Origin of the sequence: Nocardioides sp. NPDC127514, assembly GCF_040302125.1 — a bacterium.
GTDB lineage: Bacteria > Actinomycetota > Actinomycetes > Propionibacteriales > Nocardioidaceae > Nocardioides.
Window position 1 is genome coordinate 83,766 of sequence record NZ_JBEORF010000029.1, and the last position, 20,730, is coordinate 104,495.

The following is a 20,730-nucleotide window of genomic DNA, read 5'->3' on the forward strand; positions in this document are numbered from 1 at the left end:
GAGCGCCCTGCCGCGTAAAGTGGTCCCGACACGCTCGACCACCTAGGAGAACAGTGGCAGTCCAGCCCATCCGACTCTTCGGCGACCCCGTGCTGCGCAAGCCAGCGATCGAGGTCGTCGACTTCGACAAGGAGCTGCGCAAGCTCGTTGCCGACCTGACCGACACCATGCTCGAGGCGCCTGGCGCCGGACTGGCGGCTCCGCAGATCGGAGTGAGCCTGCGGGTCTTCACGTGGTACGTCGACGGCCAGGTGGGTCACCTCATCAACCCGGACCTGACCCTGTCGGAGGAGACGCAGGACGGGGGAGAGGGCTGCCTGTCGCTGCCCGACATCACCTTCGACTGCCGCCGGGCCCTGTCGGTGGTGGCGAAGGGTTTCGACATGCACGGCGAGCCGGTCACCATCGAGGGCTCCGAGCTGCTCGCCCGGGCCATTCAGCACGAGACCGACCACCTCGACGGCATCCTCTTCATCGACCGGCTCGACGAGGCCGCGCGCAAGGCGGCGATGAAGGAGATCCGGGAGTCGGAGTGGTTCGGCCTGGAGAAGCCCACGGTGAAGGTCTCGCCGCACGCGACGAACGGGTTCGGGTTCTGATGAGGGTCGTCTTCGCCGGTACGCCCGAGGTGGCCGTCCCCTCGCTGAACGCGATCGCCGCCTCGCGCCACGAGCTCGTCGGTGTCGTCACCCGGCCCGACGCCGCCCAGGGGCGCAGCAAGCGGCTGGTGCCCTCGCCGGTGGCCCAGCGGGCCGAGGAGCTGGGGGTTCCGGTGCTCAAACCGGAGCATCCCCGTGAGCCGGAGTTCCAGGCCGAGCTGAAGGCGCTCGAGCCCGACTGCTGCCCGGTGGTCGCCTACGGTGCGATGCTGCCGCAGTCGGCGCTGGACATCCCGCGGCACGGCTGGGTCAACCTGCACTTCTCGCTCCTGCCCGCCTACCGTGGCGCCGCGCCGGTGCAGCGTGCCGTCTGGGCCGGCGAGGAGATCTCCGGGGCGACCACCTTCCGGATCGTGAAGGCGATGGACGCCGGCCCGGTCTTCGGCACCATGACGCAGGCGCTGGCGCCCGACGAGACCTCCGGGTCGCTCTTCGAGAAGCTCACCGAAGGCGGGGCCAGGCTGCTGGTGTCCACGCTCGACGGGATCGAGGACGGCTCCCTGGAGGCACGCGAGCAGCCGACCGACGGGGTCACCTACGCCGACAAGATCACCGTCGAGGACGCTCAGATCGACTGGACGCAGAACGCCGTGGCCATCGACCGGCAGATCCGCGCCTGCACCCCCGCGCCGGGAGCCTGGACCCTGCTCGACGGCGAGCGGTTCAAGGTCGGACCGGTCACCATGGCCGAGGACACGGCGGCTCCCGGGGAGCTGGTCGTCCGCAAGAACGAGGTCCTCGTCGGCACCGGCACCACGGCGGTCCGGCTCGGCCGGGTGAAGGCCTTCGGCAAGAAGGAGATGCCGGCGGCTGACTGGGCCCGAGGCGTACGTCTGGAGTCCGGTGTCACCTTCGAATAGGGCACAGCCGGGTAGGCGTCCGGGGGCCGGCCGGCGACCGCAGGGGAAGCCGCGTGGGGCCACCAAGCCAGCCGATCCCGCTCGCCTCGCAGCGTTCGAGGTGCTCAAGGCGGTGCGGGTCGATGAGGCGTACGCCAACCTGGTGCTGCCCCACGTCCTCGGCCGCCTCGGGCTGGATGGCCGCGACGCGGCCTTCGCCACCGAGCTCGCCTCGGGGACGCTGCGGCAGCAGGGGACGTACGACGCGGTGCTGGCCGCCTGCATCGACCGGCCGCTGGCCAAGGTCGAGGCGAAGGTGCTCGACGTGCTGCGGCTGGGGGCACACCAGGTGCTGTCCATGCGGGTGCCCGACCATGCCGCGATCTCGACCAGCGTCGATCTGACCCGGTCGAAGGTGGGCCAGGGGCCGGCGGGCTTCGTCAACGCCGTCCTGCGCAAGGTCACCCGCAAGTCCCTCGACGAGTGGGTCGCCGAGGTGGCGCCCGCGCGCGAGAGGGACCACGACGGCTGGGCCACGGTCGCCTTCAGCCACCCGCGCTGGGTCGTCGAGCGGCTTGCCGAGGCTGTCGGCCGTGCCCAGATCGACGCGCTGCTCGAGGCCGACAACGTGCCGCCGTCGGTCACGCTGGTCGCCCGCCCCGGACGGGCGAGGACCGACGAGCTCGGCGGCACGCCGACGCCCTACTCGCCCTTCGGCGTCACGCTCGACTCCGGCTCACCGGCCGGGATCGCCGCGGTCGCGGAAGGGCGCGCCGGGGTGCAGGACGAGGGGTCCCAGCTGGTGGCCATCGCTCTGGCCGAGGCCGACCTCGACCGGCCAGACTCCGGGACCGAGTCGTGGCTGGACCTGTGCGCCGGGCCCGGCGGCAAGTCGGCGCTGCTGGCTGCCCTGGCGGCGCAACAGGGTGCCGTGCTGGTCGCCAACGAGCGCCAGCCGCACCGTGCCGGACTCGTCCTTGCCAACCTGACCGACCGGTCATCCGGTACGCACGTGGACGGGACCGCCGGGGTCGTGGCCGGCGACGGGACCCGGCCACCGTTCAAGGACGCGACGTTCGACCGGGTCCTCGTCGATGCCCCGTGCACCGGCCTGGGAGCGCTGCGCCGCCGGCCGGAGGCTCGCTGGCGGCGAGCCACGGCCGACCTCGACGTACTCGTCGACCTGCAGCGCTCCCTGCTCGACCGGGCCATCGATCTGACCCGGCCGGGCGGTGTGGTGCTCTACGCCACCTGCTCGCCGGTTCTGGCCGAGACCGAGGGCGTGGTGCGCAGGGTGCTCGAGGACCGATCCGATGTCGTCCTCGAGCCGATCGGCGCCACGGTCGGCACGGTGCCTGACAGCGCCGGGCCGATGGCAGGCACGGTGCAGCTGTGGCCGCACCGCCATGGCACCGATGCGATGTTCCTGGCGCTGCTGCGGCGTACCTCCTAACGGGTCAGTCGGTCCACCTGAGCGAGCTCGCGAGCGCCTCGAGCTCGGCGTCGGTGGTGCCCTCCCCGCTCTGGACGCTGATGAAGATGTCGCCGTGGAGCGGGGTGATGTAGGACCCCGAGCCGGGGCCTGCCTTGTCGGCGCTCTTGCTCCAGTCCGGGTAGTCCTCCGCCGGGCGGATCACCAGGCCGGCCACACCACCGTCCTCGGACGTGCAGGATGCCTTGTCGTCGATCAGGTACCACTCGCACGTCCAACCGGGCGGTTGCGCGACGGGAACCTCGTCGACGAGCCCTACGCGCGCGCCTTGGGTGGCGATCGTGACGCCGGGATAGTCCTCGAGGAGCGTGTCGTTGCTCCACTTCTGCTCGACCGCGCCGGCCGGTCCGGACAGGACGATGGTGAACCCGGTCCCGGCGCCCGGGCGAGCGCTGGCGGTCTGGATGGTGATGTCCATCGTCTTGGCCTCGTCGTTGGTGACGACCTGTCCGGTGACCCCGTCGCCGAGGTCGAGGCTCTGCCCTGAGGCGAGGGGTGCCGTCGAAGCCGACGCCGACGGTGCGCCGGCAGCGCCGAGGGGAGCCTGGTCGACCGCGGTCGTGGTCAGGAACTGAGAGAGCCCCAGCCCACCTGCGGTGAATGCGCCGACGGCCGCAGCGGCGCCGACGGCACCGGTGATCCGCCGGCGGCGGCGGATGCGGGAGCCCGCGCTGATCGCGCCGGCGGAGATCCGCGCGTAGTCGGGGTGCTGGTCGGCGACACGCTCGTGCACTGCCGTACGGAAGCTGGTCTCTGGGTCGTTCATCGGGTGGTCCTCTCCGGGAAGATGTCCGCAACCAGCGGGCGCAGCCGTTCCAGGGCACGCTTCGAGCGGGTGCGGACCGCCGTCTCGGTCAGTCCGAGGTCGGCAGCTGTCTGGGACACGGATCGGTCCTCCCAATAGCGCGCGACCAGCACGGCCCGGTCGGTCGGCGACAGCCGCTGGAGGGCGGCAAGCAGGTCGATCCGGGCGCTGGGGTCGGCATCGCTGCCCGGATCGTCCGGCAGCGTCGAGGTCGGCGTCTCGGCGTTGCGCCGGAGCCGTCGGTGGGAGATGAATCCGTTGAGGAGCACACGTCGTGCGTACGCCGCCGGGTTGTCCGCCCTGCTGACCCGCCGCCAGGACGCGAAGACCCGGGCGTACGTCGTCTGGGTCAGGTCCTCGGCCAGGTGATGGTCACCGGTCAGCAGCAGCGCGGTGCGGTAGAGCGCGCCGCCCGTTGCATGGACGAAGTCGGCGAACTCCTCGGCGGGAGGCCTCACGGTCGATGTGCTCACATCCTTTCGACGCCTCGGGATGAGGTCCACGTGACACCCCCGTGAGGATCGAGATGAGCGAGTTTCGTTTCACCGCATCATCTCAGCGCCTACGCTGGCGAGCATGGCCAAGGCATCGCCGTCGGTGGAGATCGAGGTGGACAACCGCGTCGTCAGGATCTCCAACCCCGACCGCGTCTACTTCCCTGAGACCGGTGCGACCAAGCTCGACGTGGCGCAGTACTACCTCGCCGTCGGGCCAGGGATCGTCAATGCGCTCTGGGAGCGTCCGTGCATGCTGCACCGGTTCCCCAAGGGCCTGGCGGGGCCGAAGGTGCACCAGAAGCGGCTGCCGCAGGGGGCGCCCGACTGGATCGAGACCGTACGCCTCTACTTCCCGCGCTGGGGCCGCACCGCCGACGAGCTGTGCGTGACCGAGCTCGGCGCGGTCATCTGGGCCGTCCAGATGTCGACGGTCGAGTTCCACCCCTGGAACAGCCGCCGCGAGGACACCGAGAAGCCCGACGAGTGGCGCATCGACCTCGATCCCGGTCCCGAGTGCCCGTTCTCGACCGTGCAGACGGTGGCTGGCGTCGTACGCGAGCTGCTCGACGAGCTCGGCGCGGTCGGCTACCCGAAGACGAGCGGTGGCTCCGGGATGCACGTGTATGTCCGGATCCCGGCCGAGCACGGATTCCAGGACGTACGCCGCGCCGCGCACGCCTTCGCCCGCGAGGTCGAGCGCCGGGCCCCGAAGCTGGTCACCACCGCGTGGTGGCGCAAGGATCGCGACCCGGCGCAGCTGTTCGTCGACTTCAACCAGAACACCCGAGATCACACGATCGCTTGTGCCTACTCGATCCGCGGCGTCGCCGACGGCCGGGTCTCCACCCCGATCACCTGGGAGGAGACCAAGGACGTCGACCCACGTGAGTTCACGATGCGTACGGTGCCGGCACGGTTCGCGGAGATCGGTGACCTGCACGCCGACATCGACGACCACCCGTTCTCGATCCAGCCGCTGCTCGAGTGGGCCGACCGGGACGAGCGCGACGGCGCCGAGACGCCACCCGAGCCCGAGCCCGACCCGACCCGGTGATGATCACCAGACCTTGAGACGCTCGCCCAGGGTGCGACCGAGCTCCTTGGAGTAGGTCGCGGTGAGGTGGTGGCCGTCGCGATGGGTGATGGTGTCGCCGACGACGGTCGTGCAGATGCCGACGCTGTCGCAGAACATGTCGTCGAGGTCGACGGTCTCGACGCGAGCTGACTTGGCCGCCTGCATCTGCAGGTCGGCGCCGTCCTGCTGGCTCTCGAGCGGCTTGTAGGTGCAGGGCGAGAGCGTCTTGTTGCTGCTCAGGCACGTCGCCGGGTCGAACTCGAGCGCCGGTACGTCGCGCAGCCACACGGTCCGCTTCGCGGCGGGCTTCACCTGGGCCAGCAGTCGCTGGTAACCGCGGTAGACGGCGCGGCGTACGTCTGCGCGGTCGGTGTGGCGGCCCGAGGAGTCGTGGTAGGCGGCGCTGATCGGGCGCGAGGAGATCAGCAGCAGGTCGGGGCGGAGCTTCTTGACCGAGGAGAGCATGAAGTCGTGGAAGTCGTCGCACGACGTCATCGGGTCGGTGCTGTCGATCTTGTCGGGGGTGACCAGCGAGACGGTGCACTGCGGCATGGCCAGCATGTAGGCGCGGTAGCCGGAGCGTTCGGCGATCTCCTCGACCGCGGGCGTCCAGTGGCGGGCGTGGGAGTCGCCGATGACCACGATCGTCTTCTCGGCGTCGGCGTCACCGCGCGGGCACAGCTTGCGTACGTTCGTCGAGTAGTAGTTGCACTCGCCGACCGACTCCACGTCGTCGGAGAGGTTGGTGAGGCCCGGCTTCAGGTTGGTGGGGATCGCCTGGTTCTTGCGGGCCGCGAGCACCGAGGCCTTCAGCAGCGCCGGGAGCGGGTCGGGCTCCTGCGCCTTGGCGGCGGGCGGCGCGGCGCTCGAGGCGGGTCGGTCGGGCTGTTTGAACGGTCCGGAGGACCCGGAGGAATCGGCCTCGGCCAGCGTGATCGCCGGCTGGTAGCCGTCGCGGGCGGTCCCGGTGGCGTAGGTGTTGGCACCGAAGCAGGTCACCGCGACCAGGGTGATGCTCAGCGGGTAGAGCGCCACCGGACCCAGCGTGGCGGCTCGACCGAACGCCGGACGGCGCCAGAGGATGCCGCGCCGGAACGGCTCCTCGATGTAGTGGTAGGAGAGTCCGGCCAGACCGAACGCCAGCGCCACCAGGAGCACCTGCTCCCACCAGCGCAGCTCGCGGCCCAGCTGCAGCTCGGCGAGGACCAGCACGGGGAAGTGCCACAGGTAGAGCGAGTAGGACCAGTTGCCGATCACCTGCAGTGGCGGCACCGACAGCAGCCGGCCGACCACCGTCGGGCCGTGCCACAGCGTGCCGGCCACGATGATGAAGACGCTGCCGAGCACCGGCACGAGCGCCGGGGTGCCGGGGAACGGGGTCGCGTCGTTGAACTGCAGGCAGGCGCAGATGATGAAGAACATCCCGAACGCGGAGAGCACCTGCGCCCGCCACCGCGCGGTGGCGTCCTGGGTCCCGCCGTCACGGAACGCGATCGCCGCGATCGCGCCCAGGCCGAGCTCCCAGGCGCGGGTGAACGGCGAGAAGTACGCCGCCTCCGGGCTGGTCCGGGTCAGCACCGCCGAGGCCAGCAGCGAGGCCACGATGACCACGCCGAGAGCGATGACCAGCACGCGCCTGCGCCCGCGCTGGTCGATGGGGCCGTCCGTCGCGGCGTTCCGGCTGCGCCGCTTCATCGCCCACAGGCATCCCAGGATCACCAGGGGCCAGACGAGGTAGAACTGCTCCTCGACCGCGAGGGACCAGAAGTGCTGCAGCGGTGAGGGCGGCAGCGCCGCCGAGAAGTAGTCGGTCTCCAGCGACGCGAACCGGAAGTTGGCGGCGAACGCCGCCGACCACAGCGCGTCGAGGGCGATCTCCCGAGTGCGTACGAAGCCCAGGAAGAGGGCCGCGTAGACGACCGTCGCGAGAAGCACCACGGTTGCGGCCGGCAGGATCCGGCGGGCCCGGCGGGCGTAGAAGCCGAGCAGGCTGACCCGGCCCTCGGTGCGTACCTGCCGCATGAGCTGCTGGGTGATCAGGAAGCCCGAGATCGCGAAGAAGACGTCGACGCCGACGAAGCCGCCGGTCAGCGATCCGAAGCCGACGTGCAGCGCGACGACCGCGAGCACCGCGATCGCGCGGAGCCCCTGGATGTCGGGACGGTGCCGGGACGAGGTCGCGCTCCCGCTGGTCGAGCCGGTGGACGAGTCCGTCGAGCCCACGAGCAGCCGCACCTCCTCAGCCAAGCGCATTCGTCACATTCGTCGCGACGATAACTCCCGTAACCGGTCGATCCTGGTAGACGCGCCTAGGGGCCTAGTCGAGATCGCGGTCGTCGCCTGCCGCCACGGGGCCGGGGGTCGGTGGAAGCGGGGGAGGAGTGCCGCCGAAGGCGGGACACAGCGACTTGTGGGCGCACCACCCGCACAGCCGTCCCGGGTTGGGCTGCCAGTCTCCGGTCTCCTGGGCGGTGCGGATGGCCCGCCAGATCGCCTCGGCCTTGCGCTCGGTGGCCAGCAGGTCGGCCTCGTCGGGCACGTAGCGCAGGATGTCGCCCGAGCCGAGGTAGATCAGCTGCAGCATCGCCGGCACCACGCCCCGGGTGCGCCAGATCACCAGGGCGTAGAACTTGAGCTGGAACAGCGCCTTCGCCTCGTACGCCTCGCTGGGCACGCGGCCTGACTTGTAGTCCACCACCCGGATCCGGCCATCGGGGGCGACATCGACGCGGTCGATGAACCCACGCAGCAGCAGCTTGGAGTCGAGCAGCGCCTCGACGTAGTGCTCGCGCTCGGCGGGCTCCAGGCGTCGCGGGTCCTCCAGGTCGAAGTAGCGCCGCAGCACCTGCCGGCACGACTCCAGCCAGCCCTCCTCGGCTCCCTCGGTCTCCGAGGTGAACAGCGTCGCCAGGGCCGGGTCGAGGCTGCGTACGTCCTCCCACGCCTGCTCCACCATCGACCTCGCCTGCCGGGGCGTGCGCTCGGGAGCGGGCAGGTCGAAGAGGTCCTCGAGCACCTTGTGCACCACGGTCCCGCGCGCGGCTGCCTCCGAGGGCGGCTCGGGCAGCTGGTCGATGGTGCGGAACCGGTAGAGCAGCGGGCACGAGGTGAAGTCGCTCGCGCGGCTCGGGGAGAGCGACCCCAGCACGTTGACGCCGTCGACCGCGGTCGATAGCGATTCGGCAGGTGAGGTGCTCATGGAGTCGACACTATTCGTCAGCACCGACAACCGGGTCGACACCACCCGACAACCGCTGCTCAAGTACGCTCGGGATGTGGCAGACCCTGACCCACGCCCCGGCGGCGACAAGCCGGTCGAAGAGGCGGCGCCCACCTCCCGAGTCCCGGGCACGATCAAGGTCGGCTCCGTCGCCGGCAGCGACGTCCTGGTGACGCCGTCCTGGTTCCTGATCGCGGCGCTGATCGCCTGGTTGATGGCGCCCCGGATCAATGCGGTGGAGCCGGGTCTGGGCTGGTTGACGTACGTCGCCGGCTTCGCGTTCGCGGTCGTCCTCTACGGCGCCGTCCTGCTGCACGAGGCGGCGCACGCGGTCGTCGCCAAGCGGCTCGGCTACCCCGTGGGCGTGATCATGCTCCACTTCCTCGGCGGCGCGACCGCCGTGGAGAAGGAGGCGAAGCGGCCCCGCGACGAGTTCTGGATCGCCGTCGTCGGACCGCTGGTCTCGCTGGCCGTCGCCGCAGCTGCCTTCGGTGTCTCCTTCCTCACTCCTGGCGGCCTGATCGGACTGTTCATCACCGGCCTGTGGTTCACCAACATGTTCGTCGGCGTGCTCAACCTCGTCCCCGGCCTGCCCCTCGACGGCGGCCGGTTGCTCAAGGCGGGTGTGTGGGCAGCGACCGACGACATCAACCGTGGCAACATCGTCGCCGGCTGGGCCGGCCGGGTCCTCGCGGTGATCGTTCTGCTGTGGCCCTTCATCCAGGGGCAGATCCTCGGCGTCCAGCCCGACCTCACCGACTACGTCCTCGCTGTCATCATCGGTGTCTTCCTCTGGAGCGGCGCCTCCGCGGCGATCATGTCGGGGAGGGCGCGCATGCGGCTCCCGCTGCTCGTCGCCCGCGACCTCGCCCGCCGCACCCTGGCCGTGCCCGCCGACCTCCCCCTGGCCGAGGCCGTACGCCGTGCCCAGGAGGCCGAAGCCGGCAGCATCGTCACGGTGAGCAGCGGCGGCGAGCCGATCGGTCTCGTCCACGAGGGCGCGCTGCTGGCGACCCCGGAGGACCGTCGTCCCTGGATGGCCACCTCGACGGTCACCCGACAGCTCGAGGACGGACTCACCCTCCCGGCCGACATCGACGGGGAGTCCCTGATCCAGGCGATCTCCAAGACCCCGGCACCCGAATACCTCCTGGTCGAGCCCGACGGCTCGATCTACGGCGTACTGGTCACCTCCGACGTCGACGCCGCCTTCCGCGCGGGAGCCTGAGCCGGACCGAGCCGCGGTTTGCCGGGTTGGCAGGGAAAACGGGTAGCCTCGGCGGGTGTCAAGCGCTGATATTCCAGACATTCCGGCCGAGGCCCGAGCGGGCGTACACCGCGGGCCGCTCCGCGAGGGCGAGTGGGTGCGGCTGACCGACACCAAGGGTCGCCGCCACAACTTCGAGCTCGTCGCCGGCAAGCGCTTCTTCTCCAACAAGGGCCACATCGACCACGACGAGCTGATCGGCCGCGAGGAGGGCTTCACCGTCACCGCCTCCACCGGAGGTGAGTACCTGGTCTTCCGCCCGCTCCTGTCGGAGTTCGTGGTCTCGATGCCGCGCGGTGCCGCCGTGGTCTACCCCAAGGACGCCGCCCAGATCGTCGCCATGGCTGACATCTTCCCGGGTGCCTCCGTCGTGGAGGCCGGGGTCGGCTCCGGTGCCCTGACCTGCTCGCTCCTGCGTGCGGTCGGCCCGTTCGGCAAGGTCACCTCCTTCGAGCGCCGCGAGGAGTTCGCCGAGGTCGCCCGCAAGAACGTCGACCAGTTCTTCGGCACCCCGGCGGGGGAGTCCCACCCGAGCTGGTCGCTCAACCTGGGAGACCTCCAGGAGGAGCTGCCTCGCCAGCAGATCCGCTGCGACCGGCTGATCCTCGACATGCTCGCTCCCTGGGAGTGCGTCGACGCGGCGGCCGAGGCGCTCTACCCGGGCGGCATGGTCTGCGCGTACGTCGCGACCACCACCCAGCTGTCCCGCTTCGTCGAGACGGTCCGCGCCCACGGCGGGTTCACCGAGCCGCAGGCGTGGGAGTCGCTGGTGCGCGACTGGCACGTCGAGGGTCTCGCGGTCCGGCCGGGTCACAAGATGATCGGCCACACCGCCTTCTTGGTGACGGCGCGAAGGCTGGCTCCGGGCGAGCGCGCGCCGCGCAAGACACGCCGACCTGCCCCCGGTGCGTACGGATCCGACTACACCGGTCCGCGCCCGGCCGACATGCCGGCTCCCGAGCCCGTCGTGGAGGTCCTGCCCGAGGACGGCGCCGAGCTGGACTGAGTCCGTCCTGCAACCGTGCACATCTTTCCGGTGTGCCACGGGTTGACACGAACTTGGCCGTTGTCGACGAATAGTGTCCAACACCGGTAAATCCTTCTCCGCTCCTGCCCCTCACCCTTGTAGGGTCGAGGGAGTAGAGGAGGTGTGCTGATGTCGACATCCGATGGATTCCATTCCGAGGGGCGCAGCCCCGAGGAGCTCGAGAGTCATGTCCGTTTCCTCGAAGCTGAGGTGACCGACCTGCGGCACAGACTGACTGAGATGCCCGGATCTTCGCGTGGCCTGGAGGCGCGGCTCGCTGATGCGCAGCGCTCCCTGGCCGCCGTGACGTCGCAGAACGAGCGACTCACCGTCACGCTTCGGGATGCCCGAGACCAGATCATCAAGCTCAAGGAGGAGGTCGACCGGCTGGCACAGCCGCCAGCAGGCTTCGGCACCTTCATCGAGCGCAACGAGGACGACTCGATCGATGTCTTCACCGGTGGGCGCAAGCTCCGGGTGACCGCATCGCCCAACGTCGACCTCGACGAGCTGCGCTATGGCCAGGAGGTCATGCTCAACGAGGCGCTGAACGTCGTGGCCGCGATGGAGTTCGAGAAGGTCGGCGAGGTGGTGATGTTCAAGGAGCTGCTCGCCGACGGTGAGCGCGCCCTGGTGATCGCCAACGCCGACGAGGAACGGGTCGTACGTCTCGCCGAGCCGCTCCTGCAGGACGCTATTCGCGCGGGTGACTCGTTGCTGCTCGAACCGCGATCGGGCTATGTCTACGAGAAGGTGCCGAAGTCCGAGGTCGAGGAGCTCGTCCTGGAGGAGGTGCCCGACATCTCCTACGAGTCGATCGGTGGCCTCGCCGGCCAGATCGAGCAGATCCAGGACGCGGTCGAGCTGCCGTACCTCTACCCCGACCTCTTCATCGAGCACCAGCTCAAGCCGCCCAAGGGTGTGCTGCTCTACGGTCCTCCGGGCTGTGGCAAGACCCTGATCGCGAAGGCTGTCGCCAACAGTCTCGCGAAGAAGGTCGCCGCGAAGACGGGAGCGGACGGCAAGTCCTACTTCCTCAACATCAAGGGCCCCGAGCTCCTCAACAAGTACGTCGGTGAGACCGAGCGCCACATCCGCCTGGTCTTCCAGCGGGCTCGTGAGAAGGCCGCGGCCGGCACCCCGGTGATCGTCTTCTTCGACGAGATGGACTCGCTGTTCCGTACGCGTGGCACCGGTGTCTCCTCCGACGTGGAGAACACCATCGTCCCGCAGCTCCTCTCCGAGATCGACGGTGTCGAGGCTCTGGAGAACGTGCTGGTCATCGGTGCCTCCAACCGTGAGGACATGATCGACCCGGCGATCCTGCGCCCGGGCCGTCTGGACGTGAAGATCAAGATCGAGCGTCCCGATGCCGAAGGTGCTCGTGACATCTTCTCGAAGTACCTGGTCCCCGACCTGCCGCTGCACCCGACCGACGTGGGCGAGTTCAACGGCGACAAGCAGGCCACCGTCGACGAGCTGATCCGCACGGTCGTCGAGCGGATGTACACGGAGTCCGAGGAGAACCGCTTCCTGGAGGTCACCTACGCCAACGGTGACAAGGAGATCCTCTACTTCAAGGACTTCAACTCCGGTGCGATGATCCAGAACATCGTCGACCGGGCCAAGAAGATGGCCATCAAGTCGTTCTTGGACTCCGGCGAGGACTCCGGCCAGAAGGGTCTGCGGGTGCAGCACCTGCTCCAGGCCTGCGTGGACGAGTTCAAGGAGAACGAGGACCTCCCCAACACCACCAACCCCGACGACTGGGCCCGCATCTCCGGCAAGAAGGGCGAGCGGATCGTCTTCATCCGCACGCTCATCACCGGCAAGCAGGGCACCGAGCCCGGCCGTTCCATCGAGCAGGTCTCCAACACGGGTCAGTATCTGTAACCTGTGCCGACCGCATCATCGGCCCGCCACCTGCGAAAAGGGTGGCGGGCCGATTGCTGTCTGCTGGTGATTTCGGTGGCTCGACAAGCGGTTGTCGTCTGTGCGTCTCGTCGGCAGTCGTGGGACGGCCGAACTTGTCGTGTCAACACTGCGTCAACACGGAGGCGTACGATCGAGGGCCAAGAAGCCGCTTCCGTGTCCATTTGACCGGGATGAGGAGACCGAGGAGAACTCAGATGGCAAGCCTTCGAACGCGAGTAGCGAAGTCGGGGGAGACGACCTACGCGGTCTTGTTCCGACATGGCGGTAAGCAGTCGTCAGAGAGCTTCGTGGACGTCAAGCACGCCGAGGTGTTCAAGGCCGAGGTGGAGGCGTTCGGCCCAGACCGGGCTCGCAAGAGGCTGGAGGACCGTCTGGCGGAGGAGGGACGTCGGCGCAATCTCACGGTTGATGAGCTCTTCGCCAAGTGGCTCGAGACGATGGACCTCGGTCGCATCTCCGGGGAACTCACCCATGAGACAGTCCGTCGTTACAAGCTGAACTATGAGAACAACATCCGCGACTTCCTCGGGCACCGTGACTGTGGGCTGGTCGATCCCGACGATATTCAGGACGTCGTGGACGCTTGGGTGCGTGACGGCTTCGCGCCGAACACGATCAGCGGACGGTACGCCAAGCTGAAGAAGATGTTCGACTGGGCGGCGCAGCACCGACAGCAGATCCTTGTGACATCACCGTGTGACCACATCACACTGCCGAAGGTGCGTCGTATCGATCCCAAAGGTCTACGGGCTCCAGAAGTCGTCCAGTTCCTTGATGCGGCTCGCAGGCTCGACCTGGATCTCTATGACGTTTTGGCGTTCCTGGTATCCACGGGGTGGCGCAAGTCGGAGATGATGGCGCTTACTGCGGCGTCCGTAGAGGACACAGATGATGACGTCTTCGTGACGATGTCGCAGGTCGAGCGCAGGGGCGAGGGCATCATCGACGCGGCTAAGACGCCCGCATCGCACAACCGCCGGCTGCGGGTCGTCGGCCCGGGCGTAGAGGTGTTGCGCCGTAGGGTTGCTGATCTGAGTCCTGGCGACATCGTCTTCACCCATGCCGACAGCAGGGGACGATTCAGAGGATCCTCCGCCAGCACGCCAAAGCAATTGCCGTGGAAGGCGACCGCCCTGAAGAAGAATTGGGACCGGCTCCTTGAAGTCGCCGACCTGCCAGGCGGCCGCAATCCGACTCCCCACTGGATCCGGCACTCCCACGTGGCGATCTGTCTGGCAGCGGGGATGGACATGTACGAGATCTCGCGCCGAGTCGGACACGCATCCATCAAGACGACCGTTGACACCTACGGGAAGATGGCCGACGGCATGACCGACGAGGTGGCGACTCGCATCAACGCACTTCTCGACTTTGCCGCGCCTGCCCTGCGGGTGGTCGACGGTGAGGGCGGCTAAGCAGCACCCCTGCCACGCTTGCGGCGACGAGCAATCGACGCCGAAGAAAGGCCGCTGGCGGCGGTACCGGCCGTAGACCTGATCTCAAATCTCTCGAGGATCTCTGCGACATGGTCGGGCAGGTAGCGGATCGTGTAACGGTTGATCCGAAGGTGCGGCAGGCGCTTGCTGCGCCGGAGCTCGCGGAGTTGCTCGCGAGTGATTGCGAGCAGCCCCGCGAGCTCCTCCTCGGACACTGCGGCCTTGGTTAGAGGTCTCACCGTGACACCCTCCATCAAGATTCTGGCGACATCGGAACCACGGCGCTGGCGGGCCGAGCCCGTTGATGACTGTCGGAGAGAAGGTGCGCGATGACTGCCGTTCATCCGTCGCAACAGCGGATCATCGCCTTCGCGCTGGTGAGGTGACAGAGTCAGGTCGGCATTGCCGCAGCGCAGAGGTCTCCGCCGCCGCGCCTGCCAGGCCGGAGGATCGAGAGGAGCCCTCTGGCTACGGTGCCCGTAAGTGGGACCTACGCGGCGAAAGGACGTAGGTCGTGCGGCGCGCTCATCGGCAGATGTGTGTAAAAGCCGGGTGCCGTGATTGCCAAGCTCATCACTCACGCCGATCTCGTTGTGGGCTCATCAGGATTGTAGGCGACCTGGCTGGCCGCCTCTGCGTGAGACAAGTTAGTAGAGGGCCCGTGCGTCGAACGAACCCGAGGCCCTACGAGCACGTAGTTCTCGAAACCGCCGATGGGCGCGGCCCGAGTAGCTAGCCTGACGTCGTGGATCTTGCTCGCAAAGTTGAAGTGCTCGACAGACAAGTCACCGAGGCCAAGAACGGCAACCCCGCCGACTTCGAGAAGTGGCGCACCGCGACGGAAGTCGCACTTCGGACGGTCATGGGTGCCGATTCGCCGCTGCTCGCCCAATTCGAGAAGGTCCATTACTCGCCTTCCATTTGGTACTCGGGCATGGATACAAGCGGCTATCAGCCCGCCGGGGTCAAGAACGTCGTCGCCATCTTAGAAGCAGCAAAGAGCGAGTTCGCCCTCCGAGCGGAACTCGAAGAAGTCGTCGAGACCGAGGAAACGCCCGAGGAGAAGGCGACCGCCGAAGAGCGTGGACGGGTGTTTATCGTGCATGGCCACGACGACGCCCGTAAGCACGAGCTGGCCCGCGTGCTTCAGGACCTGACCGGCACGAAGCCCATCATCCTGCATGAGCAGCCGAGCGGCGGCCGCACCATCCTAGAGAAGCTGGAGGTCTTCGCTGCCTCCGCCGGCTTCGCAGTTGCGCTCCTCACAGCCGACGACCTCGGCCGCGCGAAAGGCACCGAGTCGGAATCTGCTCGCGCCCGGCAGAACGTAGTCTTCGAGGCTGGTTACTTTGCTGGCCGCCTTGGGCGCGACCGCGTCGTCCTGCTTCACGAGACAGGCGTCGAGCTTCCGAGCGACCTCAACGGCGTCGTCTACGTCGGACTCGACCCCGCCGGCGCGTGGAAGATGAAGCTCGCCCACGAGATGTGCAACGCAGGCCTGACGGTCGACTGGGGCGGTCTCGCGGGCAGTAGGGAGTAGGGACGAGGGTCAGGCATCACCAACTGGTGAACGGGATCAGCATCAGTCCTAGCGCGCCTTCAGTTCGGCTCGCGAGGTCCACGAGGCTCCGTCGGCAGTAATGGCTCGAAGCTGTAGGTACTCGTGCGGGATCGGAGTCGTGTTTCTCGCCTCCACCCGCTGGCAGGTGGTTCGAGGCGGTCACGGTTCGACGGCTTGGAGTGGCAGGGTTGCCATGTGACCGAACAAGAACCGGAAGTCCATTCCGAGGAACTACGGCTCGCACGCATCTTCTTCGTGCTGCCCGAGCCGATATCGCTACCCGATGGCTACCAGGTCGTCATGGCGGCAGGAGAGGACTGCTCTACGGAACTCCTTCCCGACGATCCGCAGGTGAGCCTCATATTCCACCAGGTCAACACCAGCCACGGGCGCACCACCGCAGCGATGGAGGCCAAGTGGAAGGCTGTCAGCCAAGCGGCTGGACTTCCGCTTACGTCGGAAGACCCGATGTCACTGGAGCTTGAAATCGAATGGACTGTCGTCGAGGCAGTGACCCCTTGGGACTCGCCGGACCCCATCCCCGAGAGCGACGCGGAGCATGCCGCAAACTGGACCCCGCGCACCGATGCCTTTGCTCGATGCCTCTATGCGGCGCGCCAGGTCGTGCGAGCCTACCGGCAAGCGACTGAAACACCGTATGGCTTGCCAACGTACGCGCGGGCGATCTCTCCCGTGCTCGTCTATTCCGCGGACGGCGTCCGAGAGACGGCAGTCGTGGACGGTCAGCCTGTGTTGCTCATACGCCCGACACAGAGTGAATGGGACGGGCCGAGCGTCATGGTGCTCGACCACGGTAACTTGCCCGATCCTTTCCGCGGTAAGGACTTCGACGAGGACGTAGAGCGGCGATTCTGGCATTGGTACTCGGAAGAAGCGCGTGGTAACCCACTGAATCTCTGGCGTGAACGATGGATCGAGGCCCGGCGCGCACATGAGCTCCTCGGCGAGGAAGCGCAGGCAGTCATCTTGGCCAATACCTCGTGCGAGGTGATGCTGGACGCCATCCTCGCGCTGCTCATGTGGGAAGAGGGTTTGGTCATCGAGGACGCGGTTCCTTCGTTCGAGGAGGGAAAGGTGCTCCGCCGGATATCCAACGAGCTCGCACCTCGGCTAAAGGGAAATTGGTCTACCCAAGGCGGTGCCGTGGGCGACTGGTACCGCGCGGCATATCGACTACGCCACCGAGTCGTCCACGGCGGCTATGCCCCAACTGTGAGCGAGGCAGCCGATGCGCTTTCAGCCGCCGTTAGACTGCAGCGGTTCGTCATGGATCAAATCGCGGAACGCCGCACTATCTACTACCGCGCAGCGTTGATGACAGTCGCAGAGGAAGGCCTCCGCCGACGAGGCATGTGGTCGGGGAAGATCAAGCGCTTTGCCGACGAGGTCGCGCCAACAGAACCGAACTGGCGCAACTCGTTCACAGCCTGGTATAGGGACCTGTTCGCTGCGCTCGCGCCGTGAGCGCCAAAACAGAGCCCGCGCGGCGGAAGGACGCAGTCGTGCCACCAGCACGTCCGCATCGTCAGCAAGGCCCGTGGTGCCGCGAGTTGTTTCGTTCTGCTCGGTAAGACATTGACCGCACACGTTGCCTCGAAATGACGCCAGGTGCGCATGCGGATACAAGCCGCACCGGGCGACTGAAGCACCGCGCGTCGATCAACTCGACCTCACCACGCCCATGACTGTGCGCATTCACGCCACGGCGGCGGCCCATTGCTGCTGTCGCGGACGCGACCCGCACCGTCAGGATCCCGACGTCGGGATCGACTTCGACACCGGTGATATGAAACCTCGAGACCGACCAGGAGGTCACAGTTGTCGCAGTAGCGCGGGTCGTGCTTGCAGCGCGCAGCAGCACCCGCCGTAGGCTCAGGCAATGTCGAGGCCTTCTGGCTTGGTTTGCTTGTCGCGACCGACCTTGGAGCCCACGACGCCTATCCGAGCGTTACCACGCCGCCAACGCGACCACCGAGCTCACCCACCTCGGGTAGGAAGAGCCGGTGAACGTTTGCCGTCGCCTGTAAGGCGAAACGCAGGGCGACCACCACGGCCACTCAGGCGAGCGCGGACAGCGTCGGGATCAGGTAGGACCCGATTGCTCCAAGTTCAAGAAGTGGCAAGCCATGCAGGTAGAGTTCCAGACTGCCTTCGGACATCCCGGCTCGTGCGACACGGTGGAACCCGAAAGGGCTCGTGAAGCCAACTTGAGCCCTGCCACCAACATTCGGATAGGCTGGATCCTCGGCGACAGATTCCACGATGCGGAGCACACTGTTGTAAGAGGCAGGTTCCTGTTGTTCTTCGGTCTGTTTACGCCACAATTCAGAGGCGCGAAGGCACGCGTCAGTGTCGCCGCGAAACTCGACGACACCCAACGCGAGGTTTAGTTCACGGGGCAGAAACTGATACACGCCCTCCGAGTCAAGGCTCCGGTGCAGCTCGAAAGCAACTGGGTGGAGAGAGTCAGGATCCAGGCCTCCGACGATCATCGAAACTTGGCCCACTCCGAGACGGTTGCTTCCAAGTGATCGGTAATAGCGGGTGAGGACTCGGGCCATGTAGTCGGCCAGCTCGCCTACCGTCGGCAGCACAAGTTTTGCACTCGTGCTCTGGATCTGTGAGAGCAGAGCAACGAGAGCGGCGTAGGTCTGCTGGAACACTAGAGTCGACCCAGCACAGACGACCCCTACCGAGGTCTCGTGTGCTGGCATGCCCATGGGGCTACGTAGAGATCCCTGATCGAATACCCGAACCGGAAGTTGAAAGAGCTTCACGCCCTCATCCATGAGGCGACCATCAGGCCCAGAGATCCGACTGTCTGATGCCATGAATAGCCGGCTGCCCAGATCCCTGTCGGATGCCAGCCAAGTTGCGGTAATCGTCACGCCAGCCAGTGTGGCATCGAAGAATGCCTTCCGGCGGTCCGAATCAAATCTACTTGGAGAACCCGATTTCCGGGGAAGCGCAGGCGGGGCCCCACCAAGCGGCGGATAGACACACTCAATTGGGGCCCTGGCAGACGGGTGAGCGTGGCCGCCACACGGCAAGCACGGATGCCTAACCGCGACTTGACCTGTCTGAGTCTCCGATCAGGCGCCTCCGCTGATGGTGAGCGTGCGGCGTTCGAACACGCCGAGCCATCCAGCTCGGCGGTATCTGATGCGAAGGTCTGTGTTGTTCATAACGTATGCCTTAAGTGTGTCACCGGGCGGAATGATCTCCTTGCTCCAAGCGATGGGGCGATCCAACCGTCGGATCTCAGCCACCTCGTCGTCGAGGTGCAAGGCGGCTCCTCGCAACTTCTCATCATCAGGTTTCAACTCGACCCATTCGATGTCCCCGGTCTGTCGATTCACGGTGCTGGGTCCCCTGGCTGCCACTGAGGCGATACGAATCGAGAGTGGCGAGTCGTTCTGAACCCTCCAGGTGTCGAGAAGGATGTGTCCGTCTGCCGTTGATGCCGGAAAGGAACGCGTGAGTACGACGCCGCGCGGCAGTACTGCCCAGAGCGCTACGCCGACGGCGACGGACGCCAAAGTATTTGCGATGAGTTCCATATGCACGATTGTCACCGAAGATGTGCGCGAGCACGGTCCAGTTAGCCGAGCAACTCAAAGGTGGAGGAGTCTTGAACCCCTAGACGCTGGGTGTCTGGCTCCAAACCCTCGCGGTGATGACCGGGCGCTGGAGGCGCGGCGGCGGTGGACGACACCCCACACCCTTGGTCGGGTCCCGGGTCTTGCGAGAACCAGCAGGTGGTTGGTCGCGATCAATCACGACGCACCGACCACGGTGTGGGCGAGGAATGGCACCGGGGAAAGCGCTCGGTCATCGGCAGGTCGGCTGAGAGTCCAGCCGCGCCGGCACGCTGCGATCGGATACGGGTCGTCCCGTCGGCGGCTAAGGGCAACGCCATGCGGTGCTGGGCGCTCCGCCGTACCGCTGCTTGCGGCAGATTGATCTACCGTGACATTCATGGAATGGCTTTGGGGTGCGCTGGGTGGCGTTGTCGTCGGTGGAGTCGCGGGGCCACTTATCGAGCCGTGGAGTCGTCGGCTCCAGCGGCTCGGCAGGCGCGCTGCTCTCGAGAAGCCGGTGGACGTTCACGTGGAGTGGGATCAAGCAGTGATCTGGTCGGGTTGGCCACCGTGGATGTCCTTCAGTAACTACTTCCCAAGCGACCTGCCCAGCGAGTCACCGCCTGACGACGGGCGCGACTGGAGCGGCTGGGCCGACCGTAACGGCGGAGTCGACCTAGGCCTTTCAATGCTTCGGCTGACCATTGTGGCCAAGTCTGACGCCACGGTGGTGCTTGAGACGCCCATGGTCAGCCAGCATGTGCGTCCGGTGCCTCCCGGTGTCGGTGTGCTCAAGCCGGCTCCGGGAGGGCCGGATGTGAACCCACGCCGCTATGAGATCAAGCTGGACATGGGTGGACGCCCGTGGGTCGAGTTCGAGGACGAGGGAATTTCACGTCCAGCCCCCTCTTGGCTGCTGAACAAGGGAGACGTCGAGCAGTTGCACATCTGGGCGCGTGCTGATGACGACAAACTCCACGAATGGACCATGGACTTACCGTTGCTGGTCGACGGAAGACGTCTTCGCATCCCCATCGACCGCGGCGGCAAGCCGTTCGTCACAGTCGGAGAGGCTCACCCGCACAAGTATCTTTGGCGACCCGGCGACGAGTGGCTGAGTTGGAAGCCGCGTGAGGACTCTTCGGGCTGCTAAGACCTCGACGCTGTGTGATGCAAGCCCGTCAAACCGTCCCGTGTTCGCACCTACAGGTAGCCCATAGTGGGCTACTAGAGGATTCCCGTAGGACCGGCGTCCGGCCAGACTCGGTCCAGGTGTCCGGTGGGTTCGCTCTCTATTGGGCTGCCCACTCGCCCG

18 protein-coding genes are annotated in these 20,730 nt (G+C 67.0%); 11 read left to right on the plus strand and 7 right to left on the minus strand.

Features of this window, described 5'->3' with window-relative positions; translation table 11 throughout:
* The first annotated feature begins 53 nt into the window (after window positions 1-53).
* From def to ABTX24_RS22200, 3 genes are read left to right on the plus strand one after another with little or no spacing between them, the layout of a single operon-like run.
* On the plus strand, window positions 54-599 hold the full coding sequence (gene def / locus ABTX24_RS22190; RefSeq protein ID WP_091041329.1) for a peptide deformylase: 546 nt from the start codon (window positions 54-56) through the stop codon (window positions 597-599).
* Window positions 599-1,519 (plus strand): methionyl-tRNA formyltransferase, encoded by a 921-nt coding sequence (fmt, locus tag ABTX24_RS22195; protein WP_160022991.1) that lies wholly within the window; start codon window positions 599-601, stop codon window positions 1,517-1,519. Before def ends, fmt begins: the two co-directional genes overlap by 1 nt.
* Complete coding sequence (locus ABTX24_RS22200; RefSeq protein ID WP_350842628.1) at window positions 1,503-2,951, plus strand: RsmB/NOP family class I SAM-dependent RNA methyltransferase; 1,449 nt, start codon at window positions 1,503-1,505, stop codon at window positions 2,949-2,951. The genes fmt and ABTX24_RS22200 overlap by 17 nt, the downstream gene beginning before the upstream one ends.
* Window positions 2,952-2,955: 4 nt before the next feature.
* Here ABTX24_RS22200 and ABTX24_RS22205 read toward each other — a convergent pair whose 3' ends face one another.
* Together ABTX24_RS22205 and ABTX24_RS22210 are read right to left on the minus strand one after the other, a co-directional pair.
* Window positions 2,956-3,756: a hypothetical protein gene (locus tag ABTX24_RS22205; RefSeq protein ID WP_350842630.1), complete on the minus strand. Its 801-nt coding sequence runs from the start codon at window positions 3,754-3,756 to the stop codon at window positions 2,956-2,958.
* Entirely contained in the window at window positions 3,753-4,268 is a 516-nt protein-coding gene (locus tag ABTX24_RS22210; protein WP_350715071.1) for a SigE family RNA polymerase sigma factor, read from the minus strand. Before ABTX24_RS22210 ends, ABTX24_RS22205 begins: the two co-directional genes overlap by 4 nt.
* A gap of 103 nt (window positions 4,269-4,371) precedes the next feature.
* Here ABTX24_RS22210 and ligD point away from each other — a divergent pair, with 103 nt between their 5' ends.
* Window positions 4,372-5,346: a non-homologous end-joining DNA ligase gene (gene ligD / locus ABTX24_RS22215; protein WP_160022997.1), complete on the plus strand. Its 975-nt coding sequence runs from the start codon at window positions 4,372-4,374 to the stop codon at window positions 5,344-5,346.
* A gap of 3 nt (window positions 5,347-5,349) precedes the next feature.
* Here the strand turns inward: ligD and ABTX24_RS22220 are convergent, their stop codons facing one another.
* Together ABTX24_RS22220 and ABTX24_RS22225 are read right to left on the minus strand one after the other, a co-directional pair.
* Complete coding sequence (locus ABTX24_RS22220) at window positions 5,350-7,620, minus strand: acyltransferase family protein (protein WP_350842632.1); 2,271 nt, start codon at window positions 7,618-7,620, stop codon at window positions 5,350-5,352.
* Window positions 7,621-7,684: 64 nt separating this feature from the next.
* Window positions 7,685-8,566, minus strand: coding sequence for a RecB family exonuclease (locus tag ABTX24_RS22225; RefSeq protein ID WP_350842634.1), 882 nt, complete (start codon window positions 8,564-8,566; stop codon window positions 7,685-7,687).
* On the opposite strand from ABTX24_RS22225, the gene ABTX24_RS22230 reads away from it, so the two are divergent.
* The 4 genes from ABTX24_RS22230 to ABTX24_RS22245 all read left to right on the plus strand — a co-directional run bounded on the left by ABTX24_RS22230 (window position 8,565) and on the right by ABTX24_RS22245 (window position 14,231).
* Window positions 8,565-9,815, plus strand: a complete 1,251-nt coding sequence (locus ABTX24_RS22230) for a site-2 protease family protein (RefSeq protein ID WP_350842636.1) — start codon at window positions 8,565-8,567, stop codon at window positions 9,813-9,815. The genes ABTX24_RS22225 and ABTX24_RS22230 overlap by 2 nt on opposite strands.
* Before the next feature lie 55 nt (window positions 9,816-9,870).
* The gene (locus ABTX24_RS22235; protein WP_160023001.1) at window positions 9,871-10,860 is read left to right on the plus strand and encodes a tRNA (adenine-N1)-methyltransferase; all 990 of its coding nucleotides are present in this window, start codon (window positions 9,871-9,873) and stop codon (window positions 10,858-10,860) included.
* A 150-nt stretch (window positions 10,861-11,010) separates the two neighbouring features.
* Window positions 11,011-12,774, plus strand: a complete 1,764-nt coding sequence (gene arc, locus ABTX24_RS22240; protein WP_091041342.1) for a proteasome ATPase — start codon at window positions 11,011-11,013, stop codon at window positions 12,772-12,774.
* 236 nt (window positions 12,775-13,010) lie between these two features.
* On the plus strand, window positions 13,011-14,231 hold the full coding sequence (locus tag ABTX24_RS22245) for a tyrosine-type recombinase/integrase (RefSeq protein ID WP_350842638.1): 1,221 nt from the start codon (window positions 13,011-13,013) through the stop codon (window positions 14,229-14,231).
* Here the strand turns inward: ABTX24_RS22245 and ABTX24_RS22250 are convergent.
* Entirely contained in the window at window positions 14,228-14,467 is a 240-nt protein-coding gene (locus ABTX24_RS22250; RefSeq protein ID WP_350842640.1) for a helix-turn-helix domain-containing protein, read from the minus strand. The genes ABTX24_RS22245 and ABTX24_RS22250 overlap by 4 nt on opposite strands.
* Window positions 14,468-14,997: 530 nt before the next feature.
* On the opposite strand from ABTX24_RS22250, the gene ABTX24_RS22255 reads away from it, so the two are divergent.
* Together ABTX24_RS22255 and ABTX24_RS22260 are read left to right on the plus strand one after the other, a co-directional pair.
* Window positions 14,998-15,792, plus strand: coding sequence for a TIR domain-containing protein (locus ABTX24_RS22255; RefSeq protein WP_350842642.1), 795 nt, complete (start codon window positions 14,998-15,000; stop codon window positions 15,790-15,792).
* A gap of 216 nt (window positions 15,793-16,008) precedes the next feature.
* Complete coding sequence (locus ABTX24_RS22260) at window positions 16,009-17,298, plus strand: hypothetical protein (protein ID WP_350842644.1); 1,290 nt, start codon at window positions 16,009-16,011, stop codon at window positions 17,296-17,298.
* Window positions 17,299-17,891: 593 nt separating this feature from the next.
* Here ABTX24_RS22260 and ABTX24_RS22265 read toward each other — a convergent pair.
* Both ABTX24_RS22265 and ABTX24_RS22270 read right to left on the minus strand, forming a co-directional pair.
* Window positions 17,892-18,623 carry a hypothetical protein gene (locus tag ABTX24_RS22265; protein ID WP_350842646.1) on the minus strand — a complete coding sequence of 244 codons (732 nt, stop codon included), beginning with the start codon at window positions 18,621-18,623 and terminating at the stop codon, window positions 17,892-17,894.
* A 303-nt stretch (window positions 18,624-18,926) separates the two neighbouring features.
* Window positions 18,927-19,394: a hypothetical protein gene (locus tag ABTX24_RS22270; RefSeq protein WP_350842647.1), complete on the minus strand. Its 468-nt coding sequence runs from the start codon at window positions 19,392-19,394 to the stop codon at window positions 18,927-18,929.
* A gap of 418 nt (window positions 19,395-19,812) precedes the next feature.
* Here ABTX24_RS22270 and ABTX24_RS22275 point away from each other — a divergent pair, with 418 nt between their 5' ends.
* A complete protein-coding gene (locus tag ABTX24_RS22275; RefSeq protein ID WP_350842649.1) occupies window positions 19,813-20,568 on the plus strand; it encodes a hypothetical protein in 756 nt (251 codons plus the stop codon).
* Window positions 20,569-20,730 lie beyond the last annotated feature (162 nt).